Raw genomic sequence first — 13,811 nt, forward strand, 5'->3', positions numbered from 1 at the left:
ACCATGAAATAAGGTGAGCGCTTTTTTTACGTTTCTTTTATTTAGTTTCAATGAAGCTAATCAATTCTTCATGAATAGCTTGATTTGAACAAATTACTGTATTTCCTGTTAGCATATTAATTTCAGTACCATCTACACGAGTTGTAATGCCACCCACTTCACCGACAATTACCATCCCCGCAGCAATATCCCATGGTGCTAATCTCATCGTAATATAAGCATCAATGATCCCTTCAGCAATATAAGCAAATTCTAATGCAGCAGACCCATAAGAACGAGTTCCTCTAACTTTTCGAACTAAATCATGTATTTTCTCTTCATTTAACTTACGATTAGGAATTGACCACGAATTATTAAGCCCAATTAACGCATCCTCTAATGCCTTATTTGGATCAATTGGCTTAAGACGCTGGCCATTTTTATAGGCACCTTCCCCGAGAGTACCTTCATATAAGTCATCAGCCATAACATCATAGATTATTCCAATTTCTCCTACACCATCAATGTAAATTCCAATTGAAATCGCAAAGAACCTCTCCTGGTGAATAAAATTCATCGTTCCATCAATCGGGTCAATAATCCATACCGTTCCATCTAATGATTGAACTTCATCTCCCATCCCTTCCTCACCTAACACTTTGTGATCAGGATATGTTTCATGAATTTTATCAATAAAGAATTGTTCTGTTTTACGATCTACCTCAGTCACTAAATCCTTTCTATCTAATTTTGTATCTACTTCAAACGGTTTGTGCATACTTTTCTTAATTAATTGTCCAGCTTCAATTGTCCACTGTTTAGCCTTTTCTCTTAATTGGTGAATTGTTTCTTGACTCATATATTTACAAGCTCCTTTTTGACTTAACTCATGTTTTTTTGTAACAAAAATAGTTATGTAAAGTTGAATCATTAAGTACCATTAGTCGAATTGTGTTAAAATATGTTTTAGCTAATAATGATAACAATCTAATAATCAAGGTTAAGGAGTGATTTCATGACAGCTTTTAACGGATTTGAACAAGCAGATTTTGATGTATTTATGATCGATGGTTTAGAAGAGCGTATGACTGAACTTAAAAGTCGCGTATCTCCTAAGCTTGAAGCTATTGCAGAAAACTTAGAACCAACTTTATCTTCTTTAGCCGGTGATGAAATGTATGTTCACGTTGCAAAACATGCTAGGCGTAAAACCAATCCACCTAGTGATACTTGGGCAGCATTAGCATCTAATAAACGCGGATATAAAAAGCTTCCTCACTTTCAAGTAGGAATGTGGGAATCACACGTATTTATATGGTTTGCGGTCATTTATGAGAGCCCAATTAAAGGTGATTTTGCCAAACAGCTAAAAAACAATAAAGATGAGGTTTTAAATACTATACCTGAGCATTTTGTTTGGTCAAAGGATCATACAAAACCAGATACGGTTTCCCATATAGATATGAAAGAAGGGAAATTTGATGAAATTGTAGACCGTTTAGAAAATGTTAAAAAAGCTGAGATCCTTTGTGGACAAACGTTTAACCGTGACGATGAACGTTTAAAAGATGGTGAAGCTTTTATTAAAACATGTGAAGAAACGATCGAAACATTAATGAGCTTATATAATCTAACGAAACAAGTGCATCAAGATTAGTAATAAATCGCCCCAAAAAGCCTACTTTTTGGGGTTATTTCATTGAAACCTTCGCATTTATATCTGCTTCCTGTGCTCGCTTTACAACTTGATATGGAATGTATCCGGATTGTTTTTCGAAGTCTTTAAACATCGATTTCTCGTCACTTTTAGCTGGAATTACTTGTTTAAACTTCTTGTAATGATCTAGTATTTGCTCTTTAACGACATGATCTTCATACGCCTGTTCAATTGTATTAAAAAATTGCACAACATCCATTACTTCCTCAGTTGTCCAATCTGGGTCTATTGGATAATGATAATTCATGTTTTCACCTCTTAGAAGTTGCTCCATTTCATTTGTATTTGTTTAACTTCATTTTTAATTTGTTTAAATAATTGTAAAACAGTTGGAACGTCTTGTATTCGCATTGAAACTTGACCAGCCCACGCAAAACCATCAGAGTCTATACCATCATGAATGTAGCGTTTATTAGCTTGCCCACTTATATAATCTTTAAGACCTTCATAGCCAACTTCTTGTTCTTCTAATTGTAAAATTCGCTCAGTCCATTCGTTTTTTAACGCTCTTGCTGGTTGATTTAAAGATTCTTTGATGACGACCGTTGATTTTTCATCTGCTTTTAGTAAAGCTTGTTTATATTCTTCGTGTGCATGAACACATTCTAAAGTGGCAATAAATCGTGTTCCCATTTCAATACCTTCAGCACCTAAGGCTAAGGCTGCCATTAACCCTCTACCGTCACTAATACCTCCAGATGCAATGACTGGTACATCAACAGCATCGACTACTTCTGGGGTTAAAACAAATGTGCCAATGTCATCTCGCCCTAAATGGCCTCCACCTTCATGACCAACAACCATGACAGCATCAGCACCTAATTCTGCTGCTTTAATCGCCTGACGCTTAGCAGCAACTAAAACTAACCTTTTAATAGACGTTCCTTCAACTAGATCTAAAACTGGTTTTGGATTGCCACCTGTTACAGAAATAACAGGCACACCCTCATCAATTGCTACTTGGACTCGCTTTTCAAAGGATCGATACCCTTGTCCAATAGCAAAATTGACTCCAAAAGGCTTATCTGTTAGTTGTTTTACTTTATGTATTTCATCTCTTAAAGCATCGTCACTCGGTAAACTCATAGCCGTAATTTGACCTAGTCCGCCAGCATTTGATACAGCCGCAGCTAAATCTGCATAAGCCAAATGAGCTAGTCCTCCTTGAATGATTGGCCACTCAATATCTAATAATTCTGTTACTTTTGTTTTCATGACACCCTTTTCACTCCCTTTCTAATTAGTATAGCATTGTTCGTTTTAACCTAACAACTAAGCCGAAATTTTAAAAAGCACATGAACTAAAATCATGTGCTAAAAGCTTAAATTATATCTTATCGTTTATTGTAATCGGTTGCAAATAATGGTTTAGTTTTTCTTCTTTTGACATGAACAGTGACTACTATATAACACTGTCACCTTTTCATAGTCAAAATGATCAATTACTCGCTGGCATTTTGAACAAAGAATAGTCCCCATTTTTACATTCCCCTTTCAAATGATGCTATAATAATTAAGTTAATTACAGTATATTATGTCATACTAATTATTGCAATAGGATATATAAATTAATTATTTATAACATACTAATTGATTGATTATCATATAATATTGATCATTATAAATCGTTATAATTGGGTTTTGGTACAATTGTGCATGTCGCTCTCATTCAATATAAAGTCTAGCCTTAACCAAAACTAAAAAAACTGAACGGCACAATGCCGTTCAGTCATAATTAACCATTTATTCTTCATCTTGAGGTGTTAAAATTGACTCCGGGTCCAACATTTCATAACCTTGCTCTCTTAATCCTTCAACAATGTCTTCTAAAGCATCATTAGTCCACTCTCGATCATGCATTAATAAGTTTGCGCCATCTCTTAACAATGAATTAGGAACATCGATTTCAGGAGCTTTACCTGAGATCATCGCTTCTTGTAGTTTTTCTGCCTCCATATAAGGCTCAAAATAGTCATAGCCATATGTCCAATTCATTAACAGCATACCTTCTTCTTTAACTAACTCACTTGCATAGTCTGTGTTAGCACCATGTGGAGCTCTGAAAAACTTAGGCTTCTCCCCTATTACTTCTTCAATTAATTCATTTAAACTGATAATTTCTTCATACTGTTCTTCTTCACTTAAGTCTTGTAAATTATGATGGCTATAAGTGTGATTCCCAATCGCAAAGCCCATGTCATGAATTTGCTTGATAATCTCGCGGTCTTTTTCGTTTTCCATAAAAATTCCATTAACAAAGAAAATAGCTGAGGCATCTAATTCTTTTAACGTTTCGGCCATTTCTAAAGCCTGTCCATCTGGGACATCATCAATCGTTAAGAGGACAACTTCAGGATCTCCATCTTCTATTGGTGTAAACGTCCATTGATCTGTCATTTGATACTGCGGCTCTATTTCTTCTACTACTTCTTCTTTATCTGCTTGTTCTTCTTTTTGATCAAGATTTTCTTTCTCTTCTTTATTCTCAGCGTCATCATCTCTTTGTTCATCTCGGTCTTCACTATTTACCTCTTCAACATCTTCTTCCTTATTATCTTCACCTTGTTCTGCACTATCTTCACTATTACATGCAGCTAATACAATAATGACCAATAACATTGTTATAAGCAGTAGTTTCTTCATGTCTTGTTCCCCCTCTAGTATCTACTAGTCTTATTATAAAGCAGGTTTAGTGCAAAAAAATACATCATTTATCACTTTTCACCCAAAAAATTACCATGAATTTAAATTTGTCCAATGAAAAAGCTTTAAAGATTAGTAGTTGTGATCAGCGCTCAAATAAACACAAAAACCCCTTGGCTAAAATTCGCCAAGGGGGTTTTTATCTTCATTATTTCGCAATATGAATTGGCATACCAATTGCCACTTCTGCTGCTTCCATTACTGTTTCACCTAGAGTTGGGTGAGCATGGATGGTAAGTGCTAAGTCTTCAGCTGTCATGCCAGCTTCAACTGCTAAACCTAATTCAGAAATTAAATCACTCGCATTTGGACCTGCCACTTGAGCACCGATCACAAGACCATCAGACTTACGCGTAACTAATTTTACGAAACCGTCTGAGTCATTAAGTGATAGTGCACGACCGTTAGCTCCGAATGGGAATTTAGACGCTTCTGCCTCAAAACCAGCTTCTTTAGCACTATCTTCAGTGTGCCCAACGCTTGCTAGTTCAGGGTCGCTAAAGACAACTGCTGGAATACCTAAGTAGTCAATTTCAGACTTCTCACCACTAATCGCCTCAGCAGCAATCTTACCTTCATAAGAAGCTTTGTGCGCTAGTGGAGGGCCTTCAACGATATCACCAATTGCATAAACGTTATCTAGGTTCGTACGGCATTGTTTGTCGATCTTAATTAAGCCTTGATCATCCATTTCAACGCCGATTTCCTCTAAACCAATTTCATCTGTATTCGGGCGACGTCCTACTGTAACAAGTAAGTAATCTGCTTCTACAGTCTTCTCTTCACCTTTTTCTTCATAAGTGACTTTAACGCCGTTGTCTGTTTCTTCTACACCTTGTGCCATCGCTTTCGTTACAACGTTAACACCTTTTTTCTTTAGACGCTTTTTCACAAGCTGTGTCATTTGTTTTTCAAAGCCGCCTAAAATGTCTTTCTCACCTTCAAGGATTGTCACTTCAGTACCAAAGCTTGCATACGCGCCCCCAAGCTCAGTACCAATGTATCCACCACCGATGACAACCATCTTTTCAGGAATTTCATCTAAAGCTAATGCGCCTGTTGAATCAAGTACGCGCTTTGAATATGGGAATGGCTTTAGTTCTACTGGACGTGAACCAGTTGCCACAATTGCGTGTTTAAACTTATACGTTTGAGACTGTTTATCATCCATAATCTTAGCTGTGTTTTGATCAACAAAGTAAACTTCACCTTTTACAATATCGGCTTTGTTTGCTTTTAATAACCCTTCAACACCGCCAGTTAGCTTATCAACTACTTGACCTTTCCATTCTTGTACTTTAGAAAAGTCAACTGATACTTTTTCTGCTACGATTCCCATATCCTCAGAACCGTTTGCATGCTCATAGCGATGACCTGCAGAAATAAGTGCTTTTGAAGGAACACAACCAACATTTAAACAAACGCCACCTAAGTTGTCTTTATCAACGATTGTTACACTTTGGCCCATTTGTGCTGCTCGGATCGCTGCAACATATCCACCAGGACCTGCACCTACAACAAGTGTGTCTACCTCTACCGGGAAATCTCCTACTACCATAAATCTACGCCTCCATCATAATTAGTTGTGGATCATTTAGTAAACGTTTTACATGGTTCATAGCATGTTGTGCTGTTGCACCATCAATCATACGATGGTCGAAGCTTAATGAAATAGCTAACACTGGAGCTGCTACTACTTCGCCATCACGTACAACTGGCTGTTCACTAATACGACCAATTCCTAAAATAGCTACTTCTGGATGGTTAATAACTGGTGTAAACCATTTACCTCCAGCTGAACCTATATTGGTGATTGAACTAGATGCACCTTTCATTTCTTCTGAAGATAGTTTACCATCACGAGCTTTAGTTGCCAACTCGTTAACTTCATTTGAGATTTGGAAGATGGACTTACTCTCAGCGTCTTTTACGACTGGTACTAATAAACCTTTATCTGTATCGGCTGCAATACCAATATTGTAGTAATGCTTTTGAATTAATTCTTCAGTATCATCATCAAAAGATGTATTTAACACTGGATACTTCTTAAGTGTCGATACTAAAGCTTTTACAACGTAAGGTAAGTAAGTTAGCTTAATGTCCTGCTCTTTTGCAACCTCTTTAAACTTCTTACGGTGATTAACTAGTTCTGTTACATCAACCTCGTCCATTAACGTAACGTGAGGGGCTGTATGTTTAGAGTTAACCATTGCCTTAGCAATTGCTTTACGAATACCACTAATTTTCTCACGTGTTTCAGGGTATTGTCCTTCTAAGACAGGTTCTTTTTTACTTTCTGCCTGTTCAGACGTTGCTTCTTCTGATTGTGATTCAGTTGCTGCTTCAGCTTTTTGATCTCCACTTAAGAATTGATCAACGTCTTCTTTTAAAATACGACCGTTTTTACCTGATGCTTGCACTTGAGAAATATCGACGTCATTGTCACGAGCATATTTACGGACTGATGGCATTGCAATTACACGTGTGCTAGCATCTCTTTCTGTTTTATTACTGCTATCTTTTTCACTTGCTTTAGCTTTTGCTTCTTCTTTAGAATCTTCCTTTGACTCTTCTTTAGACGCTTCTTCACTAGAGTCATCTTCTGAGTCTTCAGATTCATAACCTTCTGCATCAATTGTAACAATTGTATCGCCAACAATCGCGACTTCACCTTCATCTACTTTCACATCTTTAACAGTACCTTCAACTGGCGAAGGGATCTCGACTACTGCTTTATCGTTTTGAACTTCACATAATACATCGTCTTCTTGAATTTCATCACCAGGTTTAATAAACCACTTGGCAATCTCACCTTCATGTATACCTTCACCGATATCCGGTAGCTTAAATTCAAAGGCCACGATAATACCCTCCTATTCTAATGGTTTTATTAAAAATTAATCGATTGCTTCGCTTTCTCCACGATATCATTATGATTTGGTAACCATACTTCTTCAGCTTCAGAGAATGGATAAACTGTATCCGGTGCAGCAACACGTAGTACTGGAGCTTCTAGGTGTAAAATAGCACGCTCCTGAATTTCCGATACGATACTAGCCGCAACACCTGCTTGTTTTTGTGCTTCTTGAATAACAACTGCACGGTTTGTTTTTTCTACTGATTCAATAATAGTATCCATATCAATTGGGCTTACAGTACGTAAGTCAATTACTTCTGCTTCAATTCCTTCTTCTTTCAACTCATCTGCTGCTTTTAATGCTGCATGAACCATAGCACCATATGCAACAAATGTGATGTCATTACCTTCACGTTTTACATTAGCTTTACCTAAATCAATTGTGTACTCTTCTTCTGGTACTTCTTCACGGAATGAACGATAAAGTTTCATATGTTCTAAGAAAATAACAGGATCGTTATCACGAATAGACTGGATTAAAAGTCCTTTTGCATCGTATGGGTTTGATGGAATGACAACTTTTAATCCAGGTTGCTGTGCCATTAAACCTTCTAAACTGTCTGCGTGCAATTCTGGTGTATGAACACCGCCACCAAACGGTGAACGAATAGTAATCGGAGCATGCCAACGACCACCAGAACGATAACGCATACGAGCTGCTTGACCACTTACAGCATCCATTGCTTCATAAACGAAGCCGAAGAACTGTAATTCAGGAACTGGGCGTAAACCTTGTGTTGACATACCAACAGCAAGACCAATAATGGCTGATTCAGCTAACGGTGTATCAAATACACGTTCTTCTCCAAACTCTTCTTGCAAGCCTTCTGTCGCACGGAATACACCGCCGTTTTGACCGACGTCTTCACCGAACACAAGGACGTCTTCATCATTTTTTAATTCCGTATGAAGGGCATTTGTAATTGCTTGAATCATCGTCATTTGTGCCATTGTTTACTTCGACTCCTTTTCTTTATATTCTTCCATCTGTTCATTTAGGTTTTGTGGAAGTTCCTCATACATAATTGACATTAAGTCAGTAACTTTCTGTTTATCTTGCTGGTCTGCTTTCTTAATTGCCGCTTTAATTTCTTCTTTTGCTGTTTCAACTACTTCATTTTCTTTCTCTTCTGACCATAAGTCTTTACCTTCTAAGTACTTACGGAAACGCACTATAGGATCACGCTTCTCCCATTTATCATCCATATCATCTGTACGATAACGAGTCGGGTCGTCACCTGCCATCGTATGTGGTCCGTAACGGTAAGTCATTGTTTCAATTAACGTTGGGCCTTCACCGTTAACTGCACGATCACGAGCCTCTTTAACGATTTGGTATACGGCTAATACGTCCATACCATCAACTAAGTAGCCTGGTACACCTGCAGCTGCTGCTTTTTGTGCAATTGTTTTAGCAGCTGACTGCTTTTCTACAGGTACTGAAATCGCGAATTGGTTATTTTGCACTACAAAAATAGCAGGAGCTTGATAAGCACCAGCAAAGTTAACACCTTCATAGAAATCACCTTGTGATGCACCACCATCACCTGTGTATGTTATAGCTACATTTGATTTACCTTTACGTTTAAATCCTAATGCAACACCAGCTGCTTGTGTAATTTGCGCACCAATAATAATTTGCGGGCTCACTGCATTCACATCTTCTGGCATTTGGTTACCATGATAATGTCCGCGTGAGAATAAAAATGCTTGATATAATGGTAGACCATGGAAAATTAATTGAGGTACATCACGGTAAGCTGGTAATATGAAGTCCTCCTTCTCCATAGCAAAATGACTACCTAATTGTGAAGCCTCCTGACCAGCAGTTGGAGCGTAGAAACCTAAACGCCCTTGACGATTTAAAGCAATAGAGCGTTGGTCTAATACACGTGTATAGACCATACGACGCATCAATTCAACTAGATCGTCATCTGATAAATCTGGTACATTGTCTTTATCAACAATTTGACCATCTTCATCTAAAATTTGAATCATTTCAAACTTTTCTTCGATACCTTCAAGTGGATTTTTAAAACTCACTCTAGTCACCTCTTCCTTCCTAGCTTAAGATTATTACTTATTATAAGTTTGCCAATTCTTAGAGTACTAATCCTACCTTTTATATATGTACCCATTATTAATTAGCCTTAATCATAGAGAACTGTTACATTACTCAATTGAAAAGTGATTAGTACAATATTCACCTAATGAGTAGTTTATCTTAAAGCGACTTCATTAGTCAAACACTTTTATTGCAAAGGGTTTTCACTATATCCCTACTAAATCTACTAGTTAAGTTTATCAATCTGTTATAATATTTAATGCTAACTGTTTTATAACAGATATCCCTTGAATTCAAACTAAACAAAATTGATCTATCTCTTAATATCACTTTACTCTGCAAACGCTTTCTAAATTGGTTAATCAATAAAAACAGTGCATACTATTAAAAGTATGCACTGTATTACAACAACTATTGGATTAATCAACGAATTCTACTTCTAATTCAACCGCTTCATAAAATTCGCGTTTTATTTCATTAAACTCATTTGTGTGTTCGTTAAACGTTTCTTGTGCTTCAGTAATATCATCATAACTGCTATTCACTAAATCAACTTGTTCATCTAAAGTTTCACCTTCAAGTTCTTCATCTAATAACATTTCGTATAGCTCTTGATCATAATCTAATGATTGCATGTACGCATCGTATAATTCAACAAATGAATCGTAACGTTCGTTCATCTTTTCTAACATTTCATTAGCAATAGATTGCGTTTCTTCCTCTAAATCCTCTATATATTGCTCGACTTGATCAAACTCTTCTTTAGCCGCATCAATACTTTCCATTTCTTGTTCCATTAATTGACGACGTTCTTCAAGTAATTCTAATGCTTCATTCACTGTTCCTTCAATCTCATCTAACTCATCCACATTCACTTCAATCATTTCATTATAAAGTGCATGCTCTTCTTGTTCTAACTCCACTAATTCAGCTTGTGTTTCATGGAATGCTTCTTCAATTTCAACCGATGATTCTAAATGGTCATACATGTTTTCAGCTGCTTGGTCGCCACCATTACATGCCGCTAATACGATTAAGCCTAGTACTAAAACCGTTGATAATAATAATTTCTTCATTGTTTAACCCCTCTTTCATACGTCCTCTAGTATTACCGCACACCCGTTCATAATTTTAGTTATTGCCTTTGTTAAAGTATAATGATTATATTTAAACCTTTGCACTTAAATCACGACCTTCAACAAAGCTTAGTTATAAATAATTAACTACATAACGTTCTTTACATGTGGTTCACTAGATGTAACAGGCATATTCTAAAAATTAGTATACCACAATTAACTATTCAAAAATATTATGGATTAATTAAGAATTAAAATATTTTATGATAAAATTAATAAGGATCTAAAACGAACTAAGAACTTAACTCAATTGAAAGGATGAATTTAATGATTACTATGGAGGACATTGTAAAAGAAGGTCATGACGTATTAAAACAAAAAGCAGACGAAGTTTCCCTTCCTCCTTCTAAAGAGGATCAGGACACTTTAGCACAAATGTTAGAATACGTTAAAAATAGTCAAGATGAAAAATTAGCCGATAAATTTAATTTAAGACCAGGTGTTGGTTTAGCAGCCCCTCAAATCGGTTTGTCAAAACGTATGATTGCTGTACATTTTACTGATTTTAATGAGCGAGAATATAGTTATGGATTATTCAATCCAAAAATAATGAGCCACTCTGTTGAAGAGACTTACTTACCCGATGGTGAAGGTTGTTTAAGTGTAGATCGTGAAGTTCCTGGAATCGTTCCAAGATATGCACGCATTACTGTTAAAGCGACAACACTAGAAGGTGAAGAAGTGAAATTAAGACTAAAAGGTTATGCAGCGATTGTCTTACAGCATGAAATCGACCACCTTAATGGTGTCATGTTTTATGATCATATCAATCAACAATCCCCATTGACCCCTCCAGCTAACGCGATATCTGCAGAAGAAATATAACACGATAATTTAAGTGCTGAATTTTAGTTTTCAGCACTTTTTTATATTTATCATTTTAATTCTATGTTCTAACAGTATATAATAAAGGTAAGAAGTGGATAATAATTAAAAGAATTTGCAGTAATAATCACAATCTCTTAAGTAGCAAACGTTCCTATATCATACTGGAAGGAGATGTATGATATAATGTTAAAACGTTTAAGAGACAAGATTAAAAACAAATTAAAAAAATTATTACGATCAAAACAAGGTTTAAAAGCTTGAATCAAACCTTTTTTATAACTTTATTAAATTCTCTTACACAGCTAAGTAATTAACACTTAACATATTTTATAATGCATATTTGCATTTAATATAGCTATACGGGTAGGAATGCACGTTCTAAAACAACAAAATAAGGAGAGTAAACAATGATTTTTAAAGTGTTATATCAAGAAGACATTTCAGAATCACCTGTACGCGAAGAAACTCAAACGTTGTACATTGAAGCTGAAAGCAAACGTGAAGTCCGTAAAAAGCTAGCAGACCGTAATTACAATATCGAACATGTCCAAGAGCTGAGTGAGGATCATTTAGCTTATGAACAACAATCCGAAGATTTTACAGTGGAGAATCTCTAACAAATGAAATTCGTCAAAAATGATCAAGTCGCAATCTTTGCCTTAGGCGGTCTTGGTGAAATTGGTAAAAATACGTATGGTGTTCAATTTCAAGATGAAATTATCTTAATTGATGCCGGGATTAAATTCCCAGAAGATGAATTGCTTGGAATCGACTATGTCATTCCTGACTATACGTATTTAATCCAAAACCAAGACAAGATTAAAGGATTGTTTATTACACACGGACACGAAGACCACATTGGTGGGATTCCATATTTACTAAGAGAAATGAATATTCCAATTTACGGTGGAAAGCTAGCTATAGGACTACTACGCAACAAGTTAGAAGAACACGGTTTATTACGTGGTGCTAACTTAAATGAAATTCAAGAAGATGACGTCATAAAATTCCGTAAAACGTCCGTCACGTTTTACCGCACGACCCACAGTATTCCAGATTCATTCGGAATTGTCGTTAAAACACCTCCTGGTAACATTGTTCATACAGGAGACTTTAAATTTGACTTCACTCCAGTCGGTGAACCAGCTAACTTAACTAAAATGGCTGAAATCGGTGCTGAGGGCGTCCTTTGCTTACTTTCCGACAGTACAAATAGTGAAATCCCAGGATTCACTTTATCAGAAAGTGTTGTTGGAAAAAGCATACAAGACATATTTGACGACGTTGAGGGGCGAATTATTTTTGCGACATTCGCCTCAAACATATATCGCTTACAACAAGTCGTCCAATCTGCAGTCCAAAACGGACGTAAAATAGCGGTGTTTGGACGTAGCATGGAAAATGCAATTAAGATTGGTCAAAAGCTAGGATACATCCAAGCTCCAAAAGATACATTCGTAGAACCAAATCAAATTAACAAAATTCCTAGCGAAGAGTTAGTTATTTTATGTACTGGTTCGCAAGGTGAAACATTAGCTGCATTATCAAGAATTGCTAATGGTACACACCGTCACATTCAAATACAACCAGATGATACAGTCGTATTCTCTTCATCTCCAATTCCAGGGAACACGATTAGCATTAATCGAAATATTAATAAACTATATCGTGCCGGGGCGAATGTCATTCACGGTTCATTAAATGATATTCACACATCTGGTCACGGGGGCCAAGAAGAGCAAAAATTAATGCTACGACTTATGAAACCTAAGTACTTTATGCCGATCCACGGTGAATATCGCATGTTAGCTGAACATATTAATTTAGCTGAGGATTGCGGTGTTCCACGTAATAATAGCTTCATCATGGACAATGGTGATGTCCTAGCAATTGGCAAAAATAAAGTAGGTGTAGCAGGTAAGATTCCATCTGGTTCTGTATATGTTGACGGAAGCGGTATTGGCGATATCGGGAATATTGTCTTAAGAGATAGACGTATTTTATCAGAAGAAGGGTTAGTCATTGTGGTCGTAAGTATTGACATGAAAGAATTTAGAATCGCATCTGGACCTGACATCATTTCAAGAGGATTCGTATATATGCGAGAATCTGAAGACTTAATTAAGGATGCACAAGGTTTAGTTGCAAACCATCTAGAAAAGGTTATGGAACGCAAGACGACACAATGGTCAGAAATTAAAAATGAAATTACTGATACAATTCAACCGTTCTTATATGATAAAACAAAGCGTCGCCCAATGATTTTACCAATTATTATGGAAGTATAATATCATTCATTCCTATCCACATAGCAAAAAGACCCCGCAATAGCAAAATAGCTATTGCGGGGTCTTTTCTTTTGGCTCTACAATATTTGTTGGGGTAGAGACACAATTCAGAGTGAGGTTTTGGATGGCGGCCGTTGGCGTCAGGTGATCCGCTTACGGTGGATGCTTGCCCGCGGGC

14 protein-coding genes are annotated in these 13,811 nt (G+C 36.6%); 4 read left to right on the forward strand and 10 right to left on the reverse strand.

Annotated elements, in window-relative coordinates; translation table 11 throughout:
• Positions 1–37 precede the first annotated feature (37 nt).
• Positions 38–838 carry an inositol monophosphatase family protein gene (locus tag ABDZ63_RS02280; protein WP_343781500.1) on the reverse strand — a complete coding sequence of 267 codons (801 nt, stop codon included), beginning with the start codon at positions 836–838 and terminating at the stop codon, positions 38–40.
• Positions 839–994: 156 nt separating this feature from the next.
• On the opposite strand from ABDZ63_RS02280, the gene ABDZ63_RS02285 reads away from it, so the two are divergent.
• Entirely contained in the window at positions 995–1,636 is a 642-nt protein-coding gene (locus ABDZ63_RS02285) for a YktB family protein (RefSeq protein ID WP_343781502.1), read from the forward strand.
• Between the two features lie 34 nt (positions 1,637–1,670).
• Here ABDZ63_RS02285 and ABDZ63_RS02290 read toward each other — a convergent pair whose 3' ends face one another.
• From ABDZ63_RS02290 to ABDZ63_RS02330, 9 genes are all read right to left on the reverse strand, one after another.
• Positions 1,671–1,943, reverse strand: a complete 273-nt coding sequence (locus ABDZ63_RS02290; RefSeq protein WP_343781503.1) for a UPF0223 family protein — start codon at positions 1,941–1,943, stop codon at positions 1,671–1,673.
• 11 nt (positions 1,944–1,954) lie between these two features.
• A complete protein-coding gene (locus ABDZ63_RS02295) occupies positions 1,955–2,911 on the reverse strand; it encodes an NAD(P)H-dependent flavin oxidoreductase (protein ID WP_343781504.1) in 957 nt (318 codons plus the stop codon).
• Positions 2,912–3,064: 153 nt separating this feature from the next.
• Positions 3,065–3,175, reverse strand: coding sequence for a GapA-binding peptide SR1P (locus tag ABDZ63_RS02300; protein WP_343781505.1), 111 nt, complete (start codon positions 3,173–3,175; stop codon positions 3,065–3,067).
• A 264-nt stretch (positions 3,176–3,439) separates the two neighbouring features.
• On the reverse strand, positions 3,440–4,339 hold the full coding sequence (locus tag ABDZ63_RS02305; RefSeq protein ID WP_343781506.1) for a polysaccharide deacetylase family protein: 900 nt from the start codon (positions 4,337–4,339) through the stop codon (positions 3,440–3,442).
• A 208-nt stretch (positions 4,340–4,547) separates the two neighbouring features.
• A complete protein-coding gene (lpdA, locus tag ABDZ63_RS02310) occupies positions 4,548–5,957 on the reverse strand; it encodes a dihydrolipoyl dehydrogenase (RefSeq protein ID WP_343781507.1) in 1,410 nt (469 codons plus the stop codon).
• Between the two features lie 4 nt (positions 5,958–5,961).
• Positions 5,962–7,260 (reverse strand): dihydrolipoamide acetyltransferase family protein, encoded by a 1,299-nt coding sequence (locus tag ABDZ63_RS02315; protein WP_343781508.1) that lies wholly within the window; start codon positions 7,258–7,260, stop codon positions 5,962–5,964.
• Between the two features lie 29 nt (positions 7,261–7,289).
• Positions 7,290–8,267 carry an alpha-ketoacid dehydrogenase subunit beta gene (locus tag ABDZ63_RS02320; protein ID WP_343781509.1) on the reverse strand — a complete coding sequence of 326 codons (978 nt, stop codon included), beginning with the start codon at positions 8,265–8,267 and terminating at the stop codon, positions 7,290–7,292.
• A 3-nt stretch (positions 8,268–8,270) separates the two neighbouring features.
• Positions 8,271–9,314, reverse strand: coding sequence for a pyruvate dehydrogenase (acetyl-transferring) E1 component subunit alpha (pdhA, locus tag ABDZ63_RS02325; RefSeq protein WP_343781809.1), 1,044 nt, complete (start codon positions 9,312–9,314; stop codon positions 8,271–8,273).
• A 486-nt stretch (positions 9,315–9,800) separates the two neighbouring features.
• Positions 9,801–10,457, reverse strand: a complete 657-nt coding sequence (locus ABDZ63_RS02330) for a YkyA family protein (RefSeq protein ID WP_343781510.1) — start codon at positions 10,455–10,457, stop codon at positions 9,801–9,803.
• Positions 10,458–10,784: 327 nt separating this feature from the next.
• Between ABDZ63_RS02330 and def the strand changes: the two genes are divergently transcribed.
• From def to rnjA, 3 genes are all read left to right on the forward strand, one after another.
• The gene (gene def / locus ABDZ63_RS02335; RefSeq protein WP_343781511.1) at positions 10,785–11,342 is read left to right on the forward strand and encodes a peptide deformylase; all 558 of its coding nucleotides are present in this window, start codon (positions 10,785–10,787) and stop codon (positions 11,340–11,342) included.
• Between the two features lie 410 nt (positions 11,343–11,752).
• The gene (locus tag ABDZ63_RS02340) at positions 11,753–11,962 is read left to right on the forward strand and encodes a DNA-dependent RNA polymerase subunit epsilon (protein WP_343781513.1); all 210 of its coding nucleotides are present in this window, start codon (positions 11,753–11,755) and stop codon (positions 11,960–11,962) included.
• Between the two features lie 3 nt (positions 11,963–11,965).
• Complete coding sequence (gene rnjA, locus ABDZ63_RS02345) at positions 11,966–13,633, forward strand: ribonuclease J1 (protein WP_343781514.1); 1,668 nt, start codon at positions 11,966–11,968, stop codon at positions 13,631–13,633.
• The last annotated feature ends 178 nt before the right edge of the window (positions 13,634–13,811 follow it).

The organism is Alkalibacillus silvisoli (genome assembly GCF_039521975.1).
GTDB classification, from domain to species: Bacteria; Bacillota; Bacilli; order Bacillales; family Alkalibacillaceae; genus Alkalibacillus; species Alkalibacillus silvisoli.

Coding starts and splice junctions, on each gene's coding strand:
- ABDZ63_RS02280 (WP_343781500.1), bottom strand. CDS start 838: ATGAGTCAAGAAACAATTCACCAATTAAGAGAAAAGGCTAAACAGTGG.
- ABDZ63_RS02285 (WP_343781502.1), top strand. CDS start 995: ATGACAGCTTTTAACGGATTTGAACAAGCAGATTTTGATGTATTTATG.
- ABDZ63_RS02290 (WP_343781503.1), bottom strand. CDS start 1,943: ATGAATTATCATTATCCAATAGACCCAGATTGGACAACTGAGGAAGTA.
- ABDZ63_RS02295 (WP_343781504.1), bottom strand. CDS start 2,911: ATGAAAACAAAAGTAACAGAATTATTAGATATTGAGTGGCCAATCATT.
- ABDZ63_RS02300 (WP_343781505.1), bottom strand. CDS start 3,175: ATGGGGACTATTCTTTGTTCAAAATGCCAGCGAGTAATTGATCATTTT.
- ABDZ63_RS02305 (WP_343781506.1), bottom strand. CDS start 4,339: ATGAAGAAACTACTGCTTATAACAATGTTATTGGTCATTATTGTATTA.
- lpdA (WP_343781507.1), bottom strand. CDS start 5,957: ATGGTAGTAGGAGATTTCCCGGTAGAGGTAGACACACTTGTTGTAGGT.
- ABDZ63_RS02320 (WP_343781509.1), bottom strand. CDS start 8,267: ATGGCACAAATGACGATGATTCAAGCAATTACAAATGCCCTTCATACG.
- pdhA (WP_343781809.1), bottom strand. CDS start 9,314: ATGATTCAAATTTTAGATGAAGATGGTCAAATTGTTGATAAAGACAAT.
- ABDZ63_RS02330 (WP_343781510.1), bottom strand. CDS start 10,457: ATGAAGAAATTATTATTATCAACGGTTTTAGTACTAGGCTTAATCGTA.
- def (WP_343781511.1), top strand. CDS start 10,785: ATGATTACTATGGAGGACATTGTAAAAGAAGGTCATGACGTATTAAAA.
- ABDZ63_RS02340 (WP_343781513.1), top strand. CDS start 11,753: ATGATTTTTAAAGTGTTATATCAAGAAGACATTTCAGAATCACCTGTA.
- rnjA (WP_343781514.1), top strand. CDS start 11,966: ATGAAATTCGTCAAAAATGATCAAGTCGCAATCTTTGCCTTAGGCGGT.